Source organism: Pseudomonas sp. ACM7, assembly GCF_004136015.1.
Classification (GTDB): Bacteria; Pseudomonadota; Gammaproteobacteria; order Pseudomonadales; family Pseudomonadaceae; genus Aquipseudomonas; species Aquipseudomonas frigoris.
Map to the genome: position 1 here is coordinate 2,953,257 of NZ_CP024866.1, position 15,916 is coordinate 2,969,172.

At 59.6% G+C, this 15,916-nt stretch carries 14 protein-coding genes; 8 read left to right on the forward strand and 6 right to left on the reverse strand.

The annotated features are described in order from the left end of the window. The first annotated feature begins 7 nt into the window (after positions 1–7). From CUN63_RS13835 to gcvH, 5 genes are all read left to right on the forward strand, one after another. Entirely contained in the window at positions 8–1,225 is a 1,218-nt protein-coding gene (locus tag CUN63_RS13835) for a 2-octaprenyl-3-methyl-6-methoxy-1,4-benzoquinol hydroxylase (RefSeq protein WP_165353318.1), read from the forward strand. A gap of 221 nt (positions 1,226–1,446) precedes the next feature. Then, on the forward strand, positions 1,447–2,451 hold the full coding sequence (locus CUN63_RS13840) for an extracellular solute-binding protein (RefSeq protein WP_129440151.1): 1,005 nt from the start codon (positions 1,447–1,449) through the stop codon (positions 2,449–2,451). Positions 2,452–2,604: 153 nt separating this feature from the next. Continuing rightward, complete coding sequence (locus CUN63_RS13845) at positions 2,605–4,221, forward strand: iron ABC transporter permease (protein WP_129440152.1); 1,617 nt, start codon at positions 2,605–2,607, stop codon at positions 4,219–4,221. 156 nt (positions 4,222–4,377) lie between these two features. Next, the gene (gene gcvT / locus CUN63_RS13850) at positions 4,378–5,460 is read left to right on the forward strand and encodes a glycine cleavage system aminomethyltransferase GcvT (RefSeq protein WP_129440154.1); all 1,083 of its coding nucleotides are present in this window, start codon (positions 4,378–4,380) and stop codon (positions 5,458–5,460) included. Positions 5,461–5,510: 50 nt separating this feature from the next. Then, the gene (gcvH, locus tag CUN63_RS13855; RefSeq protein ID WP_129440156.1) at positions 5,511–5,894 is read left to right on the forward strand and encodes a glycine cleavage system protein GcvH; all 384 of its coding nucleotides are present in this window, start codon (positions 5,511–5,513) and stop codon (positions 5,892–5,894) included. A gap of 129 nt (positions 5,895–6,023) precedes the next feature. Here gcvH and CUN63_RS13860 read toward each other — a convergent pair whose 3' ends face one another. Next, positions 6,024–7,163 carry a DegT/DnrJ/EryC1/StrS aminotransferase family protein gene (locus CUN63_RS13860; protein ID WP_129440158.1) on the reverse strand — a complete coding sequence of 380 codons (1,140 nt, stop codon included), beginning with the start codon at positions 7,161–7,163 and terminating at the stop codon, positions 6,024–6,026. On the opposite strand from CUN63_RS13860, the gene CUN63_RS32180 reads away from it, so the two are divergent. Both CUN63_RS32180 and gcvP read left to right on the forward strand, forming a co-directional pair. Further along, positions 7,155–7,280, forward strand: a complete 126-nt coding sequence (locus CUN63_RS32180) for a hypothetical protein (RefSeq protein ID WP_256657735.1) — start codon at positions 7,155–7,157, stop codon at positions 7,278–7,280. The two genes, CUN63_RS13860 and CUN63_RS32180, sit on opposite strands and share 9 nt — an antisense overlap. Before the next feature lie 24 nt (positions 7,281–7,304). Then, positions 7,305–10,178 (forward strand): aminomethyl-transferring glycine dehydrogenase, encoded by a 2,874-nt coding sequence (gcvP, locus tag CUN63_RS13865; RefSeq protein WP_129440160.1) that lies wholly within the window; start codon positions 7,305–7,307, stop codon positions 10,176–10,178. Between the two features lie 67 nt (positions 10,179–10,245). Here gcvP and CUN63_RS13870 read toward each other — a convergent pair whose 3' ends face one another. From CUN63_RS13870 to CUN63_RS13885, 4 genes are all read right to left on the reverse strand, one after another. Then, positions 10,246–10,911, reverse strand: coding sequence for an outer membrane protein (locus CUN63_RS13870; protein WP_129440162.1), 666 nt, complete (start codon positions 10,909–10,911; stop codon positions 10,246–10,248). A 213-nt stretch (positions 10,912–11,124) separates the two neighbouring features. Continuing rightward, entirely contained in the window at positions 11,125–11,442 is a 318-nt protein-coding gene (locus CUN63_RS13875; RefSeq protein WP_010466645.1) for a DUF2388 domain-containing protein, read from the reverse strand. A 73-nt stretch (positions 11,443–11,515) separates the two neighbouring features. Beyond that, the gene (locus tag CUN63_RS13880) at positions 11,516–13,300 is read right to left on the reverse strand and encodes a GspE/PulE family protein (RefSeq protein WP_129440164.1); all 1,785 of its coding nucleotides are present in this window, start codon (positions 13,298–13,300) and stop codon (positions 11,516–11,518) included. A 90-nt stretch (positions 13,301–13,390) separates the two neighbouring features. Beyond that, positions 13,391–13,729, reverse strand: coding sequence for a hypothetical protein (locus tag CUN63_RS13885; protein ID WP_129440166.1), 339 nt, complete (start codon positions 13,727–13,729; stop codon positions 13,391–13,393). A gap of 126 nt (positions 13,730–13,855) precedes the next feature. Between CUN63_RS13885 and CUN63_RS13890 the strand changes: the two genes are divergently transcribed. Next, positions 13,856–14,320: an Lrp/AsnC family transcriptional regulator gene (locus tag CUN63_RS13890; RefSeq protein WP_046045137.1), complete on the forward strand. Its 465-nt coding sequence runs from the start codon at positions 13,856–13,858 to the stop codon at positions 14,318–14,320. 115 nt (positions 14,321–14,435) lie between these two features. Here CUN63_RS13890 and CUN63_RS13895 read toward each other — a convergent pair whose 3' ends face one another. Then, positions 14,436–15,803, reverse strand: coding sequence for an inorganic triphosphatase (locus CUN63_RS13895; RefSeq protein ID WP_129440168.1), 1,368 nt, complete (start codon positions 15,801–15,803; stop codon positions 14,436–14,438). Positions 15,804–15,916: the final 113 nt, after the last annotated feature.

Sequence of the window (15,916 nt, forward strand, 5' to 3'; positions counted from 1 at the left end):
CATGGAAATGCGCGCAGATCTGCTGATTGTCGGGGCCGGAATGGTCGGCAGTGCCCTGGCGCTGGCGTTGCAGGACAGCGGGCTGGAAGTCCTGCTGCTGGACGGTAGCCCGATGAGCGTCAAACCCTTCGATGCCCAGGCTTCGTTCGAGCCGCGAGTGAGCGCCTTATCGACTGCCAGCCAGCGGATTCTCGAACGTCTGGGCGTCTGGGACGGCATCGACAATCGGCGCAGCAGCCCTTACACCGACATGCACGTTTGGGACGGCAGCGGCACCGGGCAAATCCATTTTTCGGCGGCCAGTGTGCATGCCGACGTGCTGGGCCATATCGTCGAGAACCGCGTGGTTCAGGACGCCTTGCTCGACCGTTTGCACGACTGCGACCTCGGAATGCTGGCCAACGCGCGCCTGGAGCAAATGCGTCGCTCCGGCGACGACTGGCTGCTGACCCTGGCCGATGGCCGCACCTTGCGCGCACCTTTGGTGATCGCAGCGGATGGCGCTAATTCCGCCGTTCGGCGTCTGACCGGTATGGCGACGCGCGAGTGGGACTACATGCATCACGCGATCGTCACCAGCGTGCGCAGCGCCAAGCCTCATCAAATGACTGCCTGGCAGCGTTTCACCGACAACGGTCCGCTGGCGTTTCTGCCGCTGGAGCGTGACGGTCAGCAGGATTGGTGTTCGATCGTCTGGTCGACCACCCCGAGCGAAGCCGAACGCCTGATGGCGCTGGATGACGAAGGTTTCTGCAAAGAGCTGGAGCGGGCCTTCGAAGGCCGACTGGGCTCGGTGCTGAGCGCCGACCCGCGTCTGTGCGTGCCGTTGCGGCAGCGTCATGCCAAGCGTTATGTGGCTGAAGGATTGGCGTTGATCGGTGATGCGGCCCACACCATTCACCCATTGGCCGGGCAGGGCGTGAACCTTGGTTTTCTCGATGCCGCCGTGCTGGCCGAAGTGCTGTTGCAGGCGGCCACGCGTGGCGAGCGTCTGGCGGATGTGAAAGTGCTCAGCCGTTACGAACGTCGGCGCATGCCTCACAACCTGGCGTTGATGGCGGCGATGGAGGGTTTCGAACGTCTGTTCCAGGCTGATCCGTTGCCGGTGCGCTGGTTGCGCAATGCCGGGTTGAAGATGGTCGACCAGATGCCCGAAGCCAAGGCGCTGTTCGTGCGTGAAGCGCTGGGATTGATCGGGGATCTACCGGCACTCGCCAAGGCCTGAGATTTTCATTGCGGCAGATGGCCTCTTCGCGAGCAAGCCCGCTCCCACATGGGAATGCATTTCAACTGTGGGAGCGGGCTTGCTCGCGAAGACGTCGGTACATCCACCACACATTCCAACTTGTGCAACATCTGGTAACTCCTCCGCGAACTGTTCGATTGAGAAGCTAAATTTGAGTCCATATCATTTGGCTTCAATTTTTCAATCGAGAGATCGCTCCCATGTTGGTACCGAAGCGTCTACTGACCGCACTCGCCTTGACCGTGATTGGCAGCACCGCAGCCCAGGCCGCTGACGAGGTGGTGGTTTACTCCTCGCGTATCGACGAGCTGATCAAACCGGTCTTCGATGCCTACACCGCGAAAACCGGCGTGCAGGTGAAGTTCATCACCGACAAGGAAGCGCCGCTGATGCAGCGGATCAAGGCCGAGGGCGAGAACGCCACCGCGGATCTGCTGCTGACCGTCGATGCCGGCAACCTCTGGCAGGCCGAGCAAATGGGCATCCTGCAACCGTTCACTTCCAAGGTGATCGACGCCAACATCCCGCTGCAATACCGCTCATCCGCCCATGCCTGGACTGGCTTGAGCCTGCGGGCGAGGACCATCGCTTACTCCACCGATCGGGTGAAACCCGGTGAGTTGACCACCTACGAAGGTCTGGCCGACAAGAACTGGGAAGGTCGCCTGTGCCTGCGCACAGCGAAGAAGGTCTACAACCAGTCACTGACTGCCACCATGATCGAAGTTCATGGCGCCGACAAAACCGAGAAGATTCTCAAGGGCTGGGTGAGTAACCTGTCCACCGACGTATTCTCGGATGACATCGCGGTGCTGGAGGCCATCAACGCGGGTCAATGCGACGTCGGTATCGTCAACACGTACTACTACGGCCGTCTGCACAAGCAGAAGCCTGACCTGGCGGTGAAGTTGTTCTGGCCGAACCAGAGCGACCGTGGCGTGCACGTGAACCTGTCGGGTATCGGCCTGACCAAACATGCTCCGCACCCGGAAGCGGCCAAGGCCTTGGTGGAATGGATGACCACACCTGAAGCGCAGAAGATCTTTGCTGACGTGAACCAGGAATTCCCGGCCAACCCGGCGGTTCAGCCTTCTGCAGAAGTGGCGAGCTGGGGCAAGTTTGTCGCCGATACCTTGCCTGTGGAAATTGCCGGCAAGCGTCAGGCTGAAGCGATTCGCATGATGGATCGGGCGGGCTGGAATTGAGTCCAGCGCGTTAAAGATCAAAAGATCGCAGCCTCGTTTCACTCGACAGCTCCTACATGGGTACGCCATCCCAATGTAGGAGCTGTCGAGTGAAACGAGGCTGCGATCTTTTTGCGTTCCTAAATTCCACGATTTATCCGCGAGAGACCTTCCTTGGCCCACCCCGCCCAACGCCGCTGGTATCCCCTGGTCTTCGCCATCGCTGCGCTGGTCCTGCTGCCACTCAGCGTTTTGCTGTTGTCCTGGCAAACCATCGATCATCAGATCTGGTCCCACCTCTGGGATACCCAGATGCCGCGCCTGCTGGGCAATACCCTGACCCTGGTACTCGGTGTCGGTATCGGCGTGACGCTTTTGGGCGTGAGCCTCGCCTGGCTCACCAGCCTCTGCGAATTCCCCGGTCGGCGTTGGCTGGACTGGGCGCTCATGCTGCCATTCGCCATTCCCGCCTACGTGCTGGCATTCGTCTTCGTCGGCCTGTTGGATTTCGCAGGCCCCGTGCAAACCCTGTTGCGTGAATGGTTCGGCTCGGGCTTGAGGCTGCCGCGCGTGCGCTCCACTGGCGGCGTGGTTCTGGTGCTGGTGCTGGTCTTCTATCCCTATGTTTATCTGTTGGCGCGAACTGCGTTCCTGGCGCAGGGCAAAGGCTTGATGGAAGCGGCGCGAGTCTTGGGGCAATCCCCGTGGCAAGCGTTCTGGCGAGTCGCTTTGCCCATGGCGCGCCCGGCCATCGGCGCTGGCGTGGCGCTGGCGCTGATGGAAACGCTGGCGGATTTCGGTGCGGTGTCGGTGTTCAACTTCGACACGTTCACGACCGCCATCTACAAGACCTGGTACGGATTTTTCAGCCTCTCCACCGCCGCGCAACTGGCCAGCCTGTTGCTGCTGGTGGTGATGGTTGTGCTGTACGGCGAGCGCCGTGCTCGCGGGGCCAACCGGGCGAGCAACGAACGGCCACGGGTCAAGGCGCTGTATCACCTGCACGGTTTCAAAGCGCTGGCGGCCATGAGTTGGTGCGGTTTGGTGTTCGCCTGCGCTTTCGTCATTCCAGTGCTTCAACTGGTGGTGTGGTTCTGGCAGCGCGGGCGTTTCGATCTGGATGAACGTTACGCGGGGCTAATCGTCCATACCTTGTACCTGGGCGGCATGGCGGCGCTAATCACCGTCAGTGTTGCTTTAGTGCTGGCGTTTGCCCGGCGTCTGGCTCCGACCCGAGCGATCCGCACCGGCATCAGCCTGGCCAACCTCGGCTACGCCTTGCCAGGTTCGGTGCTGGCGGTGTCGATCATGCTGGCGTTCAGTTACCTGGACCGCGAACTGGTAATCCCGTTGTCGGGTTGGCTGGGGGGCGCCGGCAAGCCATTGTTGCTGGGCAGCCTCTCGGCGTTGTTGCTGGCGTATCTGGTGCGCTTCATCGCGGTGGCTTATGGGCCGCTGGAAAGCAGTCTGGCGCGAATACGGCCATCTTTGCCCGAAGCGGCACGTAGCCTTGGCGTCAGTGGGCCACGACTGTTTTTCAAAGTGTATCTGCCGTTATTGCTGCCAGGAACGTTGAGCGCTGCGTTGCTGGTGTTCGTCGATGTACTCAAGGAAATGCCCGCGACCCTTCTGATGCGCCCGTTTGGCTGGGACACGCTGGCGGTGCGCATCTTCGAAATGACCAGCGAAGGCGAGTGGGCGAGGGCCTCTTTGCCGGCCTTGACTCTGGTTTTGGTCGGCCTGCTACCGGTCATCGGATTGATTCGACGTTCAGGGCATCGAAACGCCTAGGTGTCAGTCCTACACCTTGAGGCTACAATGCGCGGCATTCGGTGCGGTCCGTCCTACAGACCTGGTAGCTGAAATCGGCTGAAAGCCTTCTGTTTCAAGGCTTTCACCCCGTGCAGCACCGGCCCGCACCTTCGCCACGCCCGGAAGGAGAAACCCATGGGACTGCGCACGCCTCTGTATGACCTTCATCTCGCCCTCGGCGCGAAGATGGTCGATTTTGGCGGTTGGGATATGCCTTTGCATTACGGCTCGCAGGTCGAGGAACACCATCAGGTGCGCCGCGATTGCGGGGTTTTCGATGTATCCCATATGACCGTGATCGATGTCAGCGGCCCTCAGGCCAAGGCCTGGCTCCAGCATTTGCTGGCCAATGATGTCGAACGTCTGCACAGCCCTGGCCGTGCCTTGTACAGCACCATGCTCAACGAGCGCGGCGGCATCGTCGACGACATGATCGTCTACCGTCTCGACGACGGATATCGTTTGGTGGTTAACGCCTCCACCCGTAATCAGGACCTCGCCTGGATGCAGGCTCACCTCGATGGTTTCAAGGTGCAGCTCAACGAACGCTCCGAGTTGGCGATGCTTGCCATTCAAGGTCCTCAGGCCCGGCACAAAATCTCCGAACTGGTGACCCAGTCCCGCGGCAACCTGATTCAGATGCTCAAGCCTTTTGAAGGCCAGCCCGACGGTGACTGGTTTATCGCGCGCACGGGTTACACCGGCGAAGACGGCCTGGAAATCGTTCTGCCAGCCAATCAAGCGCCAGGATTCTTCAACGATCTGGTGGGCGCGGGCATCTCGCCGATCGGCCTCGGGGCGCGCGATACTTTGCGGGTCGAAGCCGGCATGAACCTCTACGGTCAGGACATTCATCAAGACGTTTCACCACTGGCTTCCAACATGGCCTGGAGCATTGCGTGGGAACCGGCCACTCGCCAGTTCATCGGTCGCAGCGCTCTTGAAGCCGAGCGGGCGGGTGGCGTGCAGCACAAACTGGTCGGTCTGGTCCTTGAGGAGCGTGGAGTTTTGCGCGCTCATCAAGTGGTCCGCATCGCCAATGTTGGCGAAGGGGAGATCACCAGTGGTAGTTTCTCTCCTACGCTTAGCAAGTCGATAGCACTGGCGCGCGTGCCGATGGCGACAGCCGACCGCGCAGAAGTGGAAATCCGTGGCAAGTGGTACCCGGTCCGAGTGGTCAAACCGACCTTCGTACGCCATGGCAAAACCTTGATCTAACCTTTTCTGGCGGGCAACGACCGCTGACAATTCTCTTGAGGACACAGAACATGAGCGATATTCCTGCCGGCCTGCGTTTTGCCGAAAGTCACGAGTGGGCCCGTCTAGAAGCCGATGGCACCGTCACCGTGGGCATCAGCGATCACGCTCAGGAAGCCTTGGGCGATGTGGTGTTCGTTGAATTGACCGAAGTCGGCAACGTGTTTGCTGCCGAAGATCAAGCCGGCGTGGTGGAGTCGGTTAAAGCTGCTTCGGACATCTACTCCCCGATTGCCGGTGAAGTGATTGCCATCAACGAAGAACTGAGCGCTAACCCTGAGTTGCTCAACTCCGACCCGTACGGCGCCTGGATCTTCAAGCTCAAGCCAAGCAACGGGGCTGACCTGGACAAGCTGCTCGACGCAGCAGGCTACAAAGCCGCTATCGGCGAGTAATCTTCGTCCTGCGAAATCCATGTGGGAGCGGCGGTGCGACGATTCGACTTGCTCGCGAAGGCGGTGTATCAGTCAACATTCATTTCGACTGATACACCGCCTTCGCGAGCAAGCCCGCTCCCACAGGTTTTATGGCTTTAGAACGGCTTTCACCGCCGCCACCGAACGCTCAACATCCGCTTTAGTCATGGCGGTAAACATCGGCAGTGAAACAATCAGGCGACCGACCCGTTCGGCCACCGGAAACATTCCTTCCTTGAATCCGCGCTCGCGATAAAGACTCAGCAGGTGGATCGGCGGGTAGTGATAGCCGATACCAACCCCCAGTGCCTGCATCTGCTCCATGAAGGTAGCCCGCGCCGGTTGGCCATCCTTACGCTCTGGCAGCACCAACTGAAACAAATGCCAGTTGCTGTTCTCGAAATCCGCCGGGGGTAGTTGAGCCCCATACAACACTTCGAAATCCTCGCCAAAACAAGCGAAATAGTGCCTGGCCAGTTCACGGCGATGAGCAGTGATTGCTTCGATGTGAGCAAATTGCCCAAGGCCGATGGCCGCCGCAACATCGGTCATGTTGAACTTGCCGCCCAGCACATCGACATCCAGACCATCGAAGCCGCTACGGGTGACGCCCTGTAAACGGTACTTTTGCCCCAGTCGCACTTCCTCGGCATTGTTCAATACAAGGCAACCGCCCTCTGACGAGGTGACGTTTTTGTTCGCCTGGAAACTGAAGGACACGAAATCGCCGGTCGAGCCAATGCGCTGGCCGTTCCAGCTCGAACCCAAGGCTTGCGCGGCGTCTTCGACAATCCGCAACCCGTGTTTTTTGGCGATCGCATACAACCGGCTCATGTCCACCGGCAAACCGGCGAGGTACACCGGAATGATCGCTTTGGTGCGCGGGGTGATTGCCGCTTCCAGCTGATCCAGGTTGATGTTGCGGGTAATCGGGTCGATGTCGGCAAACACCGGCGTGGCGCCGACTTCCAGAATGACGTTGGCGGTGGCCACCCAGGAAATCGGCGTGGTGATCACTTCATCGCCCGGTCCGACCCCGGCAATGCGCAGGGCGATTTCCATGGTGCAGGTGCCGGAATTGAAAGTGAGTACCGGGCGCCCGCCAAAAAACTCCGAGAGTTGTTGTTCAAAGGCCTGGACCTTGGGGCCGCTGGTAATCCAGCCCGAGCGCAACACGTCGCCAACAGCGGCAATCGTGGCTTCGTCGATGGTGGGTTTGGAGAACGGCAGGAAAGGCAGTTGGCTCATAAATACAGTTACCTGATCAGCGGACATTGGGCACATGCCGAGCATGATGATCCGCAATGGCCGTTGGCGCCAGGTATCGACTGCTATGCTGGTTTGACCGTGTTGCATCGACGTTGAGCGCCAGTCAAGAGAGAGCCCGTCATGTCCCAGTTGCCGTCCTTGAGCCAGTTACGCGACTCCAATGCCTTCCTTCGCCGCCACCTCGGGCCCGATGCCGCCGAGCAACAGGCGATGCTCGACAGCCTCGGCCTCGGCAGCCGGGTCGAGTTGATCGAGCAGACGGTGCCGCCAGGAATCCGCCTGAACAGGCCGCTCGACCTGCCACCCGCGCTCGACGAAGAAGCCGCACTGGCCAAACTGCGCGGTTACGCCGAGCAAAACCAGGTCTGGACCAGCCTGATCGGCATGGGTTACCACGGCACCCTCACACCGACCGTCATTGTGCGCAACGTGCTGGAAAATCCCGGTTGGTACACCGCGTACACGCCGTATCAACCAGAGATCGCCCAAGGGCGGCTCGAAGCGCTGCTGAACTTCCAGCAATTGACCATCGACCTCACCGGCCTGGAACTGGCCAACGCCTCGCTGCTGGACGAAGCGACGGCGGCGGCAGAAGCCATGGCACTGGCCAAGCGTGTCGCCAAGTCCAGAAGCAATCTGTTCTTCGTCGACGAAAACTGTCATCCGCAGACCATTTCCGTGGTACAGACCCGAGCAGAAGGATTCGGCTTCGAGCTCATCATCGACACTGTGGATAACTTGAAACAGCACCAGGTGTTCGGCGCGCTCCTGCAATATCCCGATACCCACGGCGAGATCCGCGATCTTCGTCCCTTGATCGATCATCTGCATGCTCAGCAAGCCTTGGCGTGTGTCGCAACCGACCTGCTGAGTCTGCTGTTACTGATGCCGCCAGGGGAGTTGGGCGCCGACGTAGTGTTCGGTTCATCCCAGCGTTTCGGCGTGCCCATGGGTTACGGTGGGCCTCACGCGGCGTTTTTTGCCAGTCGCGATGAGTACAAACGGGCGATTCCCGGGCGAATTATCGGCGTGTCGAAGGACGCTCGCGGCAACGTCGCCCTGCGCATGGCCCTGCAAACCCGCGAGCAACATATTCGCCGGGAGAAAGCCAACTCGAACATTTGCACCGCTCAGGTGCTGCTGGCCAACATTGCCAGTTTCTATGCGGTTTACCACGGTCCGGAAGGGCTCAAACGCATTGCCCAACGCGTCCATCGGCTGACCAGCATCCTCGCCGCTGGTCTGGAGCGCCACGGAATCACCCGCCTCAACACACACTTTTTCGACACGCTGACGCTCGAGGTCGGAGGCACTCAGACGGCAATCATCGAAAGTGCCAAGGCTGCACAGATCAACCTGCGCATTCTCGGGCGCGGGCAGTTGGGGCTGAGCCTCGACGAAACCTCTGACGAATCCACCGTCGCGAAGTTGTTTGATGTGTTCCTCGGTTCTGATCATGGGCTCAACGTCGACGAACTGGACGCTGAAACCCTTGCTTGCGGCATTCCCGCAGGTCTGCTGCGTACCTCGCCTTATCTGCGTCACCCGGTGTTCAGCGCCCATCACAGCGAAACCGAGATGCTGCGCTACCTCAAGCAATTGGAGAACAAGGACCTGGCGCTCAATCAATCGATGATCCCGCTGGGCTCCTGCACCATGAAACTCAATGCCACCAGCGAGATGATCCCGATCACGTGGCCGCAGTTCGCCAACCTGCACCCGTTTGTGCCGAAAGAGCAGGCGGTGGGTTATTCGCTGATGATCGAAGAACTGGAGCGCTGGCTCTGCGCTATCACCGGTTTCGACGCGATCTGTATGCAGCCCAACTCCGGGGCCCAAGGCGAGTACGCCGGGTTGCTGGCGATTCGTAAATATCACGAGAGTCGTGATGAGGGCGCGCGGGATATCTGCCTGATCCCGTCCTCGGCCCACGGCACCAACCCGGCTTCGGCGCAGATGGCCGGGATGCGCGTGGTGATCGTCGAATGCGACGAGGCGGGCAACGTTGATCTGGATGACCTCAAGGGCAAGGCCGCAGAAGCCGGAGACAAACTCGCCTGCCTGATGGCGACGTATCCTTCGACCCATGGCGTGTACGAGGAAGGCATCAGCGAAATCTGCGAAGTTATCCACAGCCACGGCGGCCAGGTGTACATGGATGGCGCCAACCTCAACGCTCAGGTCGGACTGGCGCGCCCGGCGGACATCGGCGCCGACGTGTCCCACATGAACCTGCACAAAACTTTCTGCATTCCACATGGTGGCGGCGGGCCGGGCATGGGGCCGATTGGTGTGCGGGCGCATCTAGCGCCGTTCGTGGCCAACCATCCGGTGGTGCCGATCGACGGACCGCTGGCGCAGAACGGCGCAGTCAGCGCGGCGCCTTGGGGCAGTGCGAGCATCCTGCCGATCAGCTGGATGTACATCGCAATGATGGGGCCACAACTGGCGGATGCCAGTGAGGTGGCGATCCTCGCCGCGAATTACCTGGCGCAGCACTTGTCCGGTGCGTTTGCGGTGCTTTACACCGGGCGCAACGAGCGTGTGGCTCACGAATGCATTCTTGACCTGCGGCCACTCAAGGCGCTGACCGGGATCAGCGAGGAGGACGTCGCCAAGCGGCTGATGGACTATGGCTTCCATGCACCGACCATGTCGTTTCCGGTGCCGGGGACATTGATGGTTGAACCGACCGAAAGTGAATCGAAGGCAGAGCTGGACCGGTTTATCGGGGCGATGCTGAGTATTCGCGCGGAAATCACCGAGGTGCAGAACGGCAACTGGCCAGCCGATGACAACCCGCTGAAACGTTCACCGCATACCCTGGCGGACATCACCGGGGTTTGGGAGCGGTCCTACAGCATCGAGCAGGCGGTGACGCCGGACGCTCACACCAAGGCGCACAAGTACTGGCCGGTGGTGAACCGGGTGGACAATGTCTATGGTGACCGCAATCTGTTTTGCGCTTGCGTGCCGGTGGATGATTACCGCTGACACACCGTTTTGTATTCGGGCAAAAAAAATGCCGCTCATTGAGAGCGGCATTTTTTTGAGTCATGAATCAGAACGACATCCGCGCTTCAACGTAAAGATTCTGTTCTCGAAGCTTGCCCTTTAGTTGTTCGTCCCGCGCATTGATGCGGTTGGTGAAGGTGTTATAGCCGGTTTCAACCTTACCCATGTCGACATAGCGGTAGCCGGTGCCGACGGTAATTTGCCGGGTCAGTTTGAGGTCTGCACCGACGCCCAAGTTGTAGGCGAAATTGTTTTGGGTATTGTTGGCAAATCGACGTGAAGGGTTGGACTGGTAGCCTTCGGAATTGATATGGGCCACGCCTGCGCCGGCCATGGCGTACAGCGATAGGCTTTGGGTCAAGGGGAAGTCCTTATAGGCATTGAACATCAGGCGCTTGGATGAGACCTGCATGTTGTTAACGTTGGCGTTGAATGGCGCCCAGTAACTCTTGAACTCCGAGTCCTGCTTGATGGTGTACTCGCTTTCCAGGCGCCAGCCACCTATGAACTCATAGCCGAGCGCAACGGAACCGCCGACATCTTTGTTGCGCTCCGGACTGACGATACGGTTGTTCACCCTGGGACTTGTGAGCAGGGTGTCGGCAAGTTCTTGCTGGACGCTCTGGATTTTTATCGAGCCGTACAGGCCTTCGGCTTGGGAAACGTGACTGTAGGCGGCCAGCAGAAGTAAAGATAAGACTGGTTTTTTCATGTGAGTCGATTCGCTTGTGGGGGTAATCCGAATCGACAAAGTTTGAGTTCGTACGTCTGGCGCTCATATCAGAGCTTTCATCAGTAGGTCGGTGAAAACTCGACTGCATGTCAGCGTTTTGGCGTTAGCCTACGTAGGAAATAGCTGTGCAATTTCTCTGGTTCAAAAAAATGCCGCTCATTGAGAGCGGCATTTTTTATTCAGCAACAACGCTTATTCCGAAGCCACGGCATTCTTCGCCAGGATCGCGTTCGCCAGTTCCATGTCCGTGGCCTGCAGGCCAGGGTTGTCAGCGCGGACTTTCTGCATCGCGGCCTCCAGGTATGGACCGCGAATGCCGCCGTCACTGGCGACAAAGCTGCCGGCATCGTCTTGGGCGGCAACGATCAGCTTGTGATCCTTGAAGGTCAGGTAGGTCGAACCGGTAGTCGCACCGGACGAGATGACGTTACGCCAAAAGCTATCGGCCATCGCCGAACCGACAGGAAGGGACAACAAGGCGATGGTAGCGACAGCAAGTTTGAGACGCATATTGGGTGACTCCACTGGGTTAACTACGGCGTTTGATTGCCAATCCCCCAATCGAGTTCCATGACGACCGCGCCTACTTTTGCTCGCTCTGCGGCGTTACTCGTAGCACCTCCTCAATCGTCGTCAAACCCGCCGCCACTTTTTGCGCCCCCGACAACCGCAAACTGCGCATGCCTTCCTTGAAGGCCTGACGCCGCACGGCCAGCAAATCGGTGTCGGGATTGATCAGTGCTTTGACGCCGTCCGTCAGCTGCATGATTTCATAGACCCCGGCGCGGCCGCGGTAACCGGTATCGCGGCATTCCAGGCAACCGATGGCGCGGTGTGCGTTGTTCGGCAACGGTGCCTGCCAGGGCCGGGTCAAGGTTTGCCAGTCTTCTTCATCCAGCGTCAGCGGCGCCTTGCAATGCGGGCATAAGGTGCGGACCAGGCGCTGGGCCATGACGCCGAGTACCGTGGCTTTGATCAGGTAATGTGGCACACCCAGTTCCAGCAAGCGGCTGATCGCGCTCGGCGCATCGTTGGTGTGCAGCGTCGACAGCACCAAGTGGCCAGTGAGCGCGGCCTGGATCGCCATTTCAGCGGTTTCCAGATCACGGATCTCACCGATCATGATGATGTCCGGGTCCTGTCGCATCAGCGCGCGCACACCGGCGGCGAAGGTCAGGTCGATGTTGTGCTGAACTTGCATCTGGTTGAACGCCGGCTCGACCATTTCGATCGGGTCTTCGATGGTGCAGAGGTTGACCTCCGGCGTCGCCAGTTTCTTCAGGGTGGTGTAGAGCGTGGTGGTCTTGCCGGAACCGGTCGGGCCGGTGACCAGAATGATGCCGTTGGGCTGGCTCGTCATGTCTTGCCAGCGGCGCAGGTCTTCGGCGGAGAAGCCCAGCTGATCAAAGTCCTTGAGCAGTACCTCCGGGTCGAAGATCCGCATGACCATTTTTTCACCGAATGCGGTAGGCAATGTCGACAGCCGCAGCTCGACTTCGCCACCGTCCGGGGTTTTGGTCTTGACCCGGCCGTCCTGGGGTTTGCGTTTTTCCGCGACGTTCATCCGCCCGAGGCTTTTCAGGCGGCTGACGATGGCCATGGTCACTTGCGGTGGGAATTGATAGACGTTGTGCAGCACGCCGTCGATGCGAAAGCGCACCGTGCCTTGTTCGCGCCGGGGTTCGATGTGGATATCGCTGGCCCGTTGCTGGAACGCGTACTGGAACAACCAGTCGACGATGTTGACGATGTGCGCGTCGTTGGCGTCCGGCTCCTGGTCGCTGGCGCCGAGGTTGAGCAGCTGCTCGAAATTGCCCAGGGTGTTCACCTGCTGATCGGCGTTGGTCGCGCCGCTGACCGATTTGGCCAGGCGGAAAAACTCCACGCTGAAGCGCTGGATGTCGACCGGGTTGGCGACCACACGCTTGATCGGCAGTTTCAGCACATGGGTCAGGTCGGCTTCCCAGCCGGTGACGTAGGGCTGGGCGCTGGCCACGGTGACGGCGTCGCGGTCGATAGACACCGCAAGAATCTTGTGGCGCTGGGCGAAGGCGTAGGACATCAGCGGCGTAATCGCTGCAACGTTGATTTTCAGCGGGTCGATACGCAGATAAGGCTGACCGGCCTGCTGTGACAGCCACAGGGTCAGGCTTTCCAGGTCGAGGTGTTTACCGGGACGGCTAAGGTCGTCCAGGTGTTGGCTGGCGATGAATTCCAGCGGGTGCATCTGGCTATTGGCAGCGTGACGGCGTCGGGCATTGAGCGCGTGCTCGGCCGAGTCCTGGCTGATAAAGCCTTGGGCGACCAGTTCACGCAGCAAATCATTGAGATCCAGCCAGCGGTCCTGAATGGCAAGTTGAACGGACATGCGGGCTCCTCATGAACAACAGTTCGCAAAGGATAGTCGCGGAGCCGCAGACCGTTGGGCCACTACCCGACGAAGCCGTGTCGAGTTTTTTCAGCCCGCCGCCTGAGCCGGTTCATTCCATACGCAATCAACCGCTTGCAGATCAACCGAACAGACGCTGATCAGGTTACGAAATTTTTCCGCGATCACTTGGGCACGGTGCCAGCTCAGGCCGTCTATCACGATGTCGATCGACAGCAGATCGTCCATCCGCTGCACGTTGACCTGTTGCGGCGTCAGAAACTGCAAAGCGAACAGGTTGAGCGCCCGGCACAGCAGGTCCGGTTCGGCCTCGGCCAACAGTTGGTAATGAACACGGCAGTGGGCGTTGCTGACGTTCCAGACATCGGCGCGGGTGTGCGGGGTGTTCACGGCTTCTAGATGCGGCATGGTCGGTCTCCAAAATCACTGGAGGAATTTTTACATTCGGTGCCGGGCATTTCTTATCTATGATTGGGCTTATTGGCGATTGTTTGAATTGCTTGATTCGGTAAGTTATCAATTAAAGGTTTTTTTATGCATAGCGAGCTGGATGGCTACGACCGCAAGATTCTGGCGTTGCTGCAAGAGGACGCTTCGCTCTCCAGCGCGCAGATCGCCGAGCAGGTGGGGCTGTCGCAATCGCCGTGCTGGCGGCGGATACAGCGGATGAAGGAGGAGGGGATTATTCGGGGGCAGGTGACGCTGCTTGATAGGAAAAAAATCGGGCTTAACACGCAGATCTTCGCCGAAATCAAACTCAACGCTCACGGGCGTTCGAACTTCACCGAATTCACCGAGGCGATTCGCGGTTTTCCCGAAGTGCTGGAGTGTTATGTGCTGATGGGGTCGGTGGATTTCTTGCTGAGGATTGTTACGGCGGACATTGAGGCGTATGAGCGGTTTTTCTTCGAGAAATTGTCGATGGTGCCGGGGATTCAGGAGGTGAACTCGATCGTGGCGTTATCGGAAATCAAATCCACGACGAGTTTGCCGGTCTGATGTTTTTGCGGTGGATGTGCAGGCCTCATCGCGAGCAAGCTCGCTCCCACAGTTAACCGAGTTGTCTGAATGGACGCGGTCTAATGTGGGAGCGAGCTTGCTCGCGATGGCGGTATTACATACGCAGCAGCATCTTCCACGCACGATTCTGATACACCGCAATCGCCTGCTGCTTGCGCGCATCCAGCGATTCGTCGGTGATCGGCTCGTTGGCCAATTGCGCCAGCTGTTTCAGCTCACCGTACAAGCGATCCATTTCCGGGATGTCCAGCACGCTGCGGGCGTGGTGCAGCCAAGCCTGGATGCGCTCGATGCGCGGCAGTTGCTCGGCCAGGTCTTCCGGTTGTTGCTGGTAACGCTGCAGTTGCAGGGAAGTCGCTTCTTCACCCAGCAAACGCGGCAGCCAGCTACCCAATTGCGCAGCGCCCTGGCGATTGCCGCGGACGTTGCGATCGGCAGCCCAGGTGCGGGCCAGCAACCAGCGCGAAGTGTTCAGCGAGAACAGGCCCCAACGCGGGTCTTCCAGTTCTTCGAGGAACTGCTCCGGCGCGGCTTTGCGTACGTCTTCGTCGTCGACACCGGCTTGCACCAGCGGACGCCAGTCTTCGAGCAAGGCATCCAGCGCGACGCGCAGATCGTGCGTCGACTGACGCGGTGCGGCTTGACCCAGGCTGCTCAGCAGCGCGCGCAACTCAGCCAGGTTTTCGACCCAGTCCAGCAACAGGCGCCAGTGACCATTGAAGCGATACTGCTCGGCGAGACGCTGGCTGCTGCTCAGCAAGTGCCAGCTCAGCGCGGCAAAAGCGTCGTCCAGCGGGGTTTCGGCGGTGATCTGTGGCGCCGGCAGGCTCAACGAGTAGCTGTTGGCGTCGTACAGGCGATAACCGCGCTCGGCCTTGCTGATGTCACATGGCATCAGGGCCAGGGTCGCGGCCAGTTCGGCGGCCAGTTCCAGCAGGGCGGCCGGCTCGCCTTCGCGCAGTTCAAGTTCCAGCTCGCAGATTTCTTCTTTCTGCTTGCCCACGATCACGTGACCCAGATCCAGTGCGGCTTCGATGACCACTTTGGTCTTGCCACGGCCCCAGGCGATTTCAGCGCGTTCGCGGACGAAATCGGTGGTGAAGATCGGCTTCAGGGTTTTCTTGTCCAGCTCGGCCAACTCTTCAGGCCAGCATTCGCCGTCGAGTTTCTTCACGTCGAGCTTGGCTTTGGGCAGGTTCCAGTCGTATTCGTTACGCTCGGACAAACCGGCGACGCTCTGGCCGCGGGTCTTGAGGGTCTGAATCACTTCTTCACCATCGCGGCGCAGGCGCAGGGCAACCTTGGCGCGGGCCAGGTCGCGCTCAGGCGTGTCGAAGTACTGGTTCATCAACTCACGGCGTTCCCAGCCACTTTTGTTGCGTTTTTTCAGGAGCGGGTGCTCGCGCAGGGCAGCGAGGGTTTCTCGGCTGACGCGGAGTTTGATTTCGGTTTCTTTCTGCATGGCCGGAAAATCCAGGATCGGGAGCGCAGCCGGGGGGAATGTGTGGCTGCCAAGGTCGTGCAGTGTACAGCACTGACCAAACCTACGCGCCGCGGCGGTTTATTCCTGTCGCC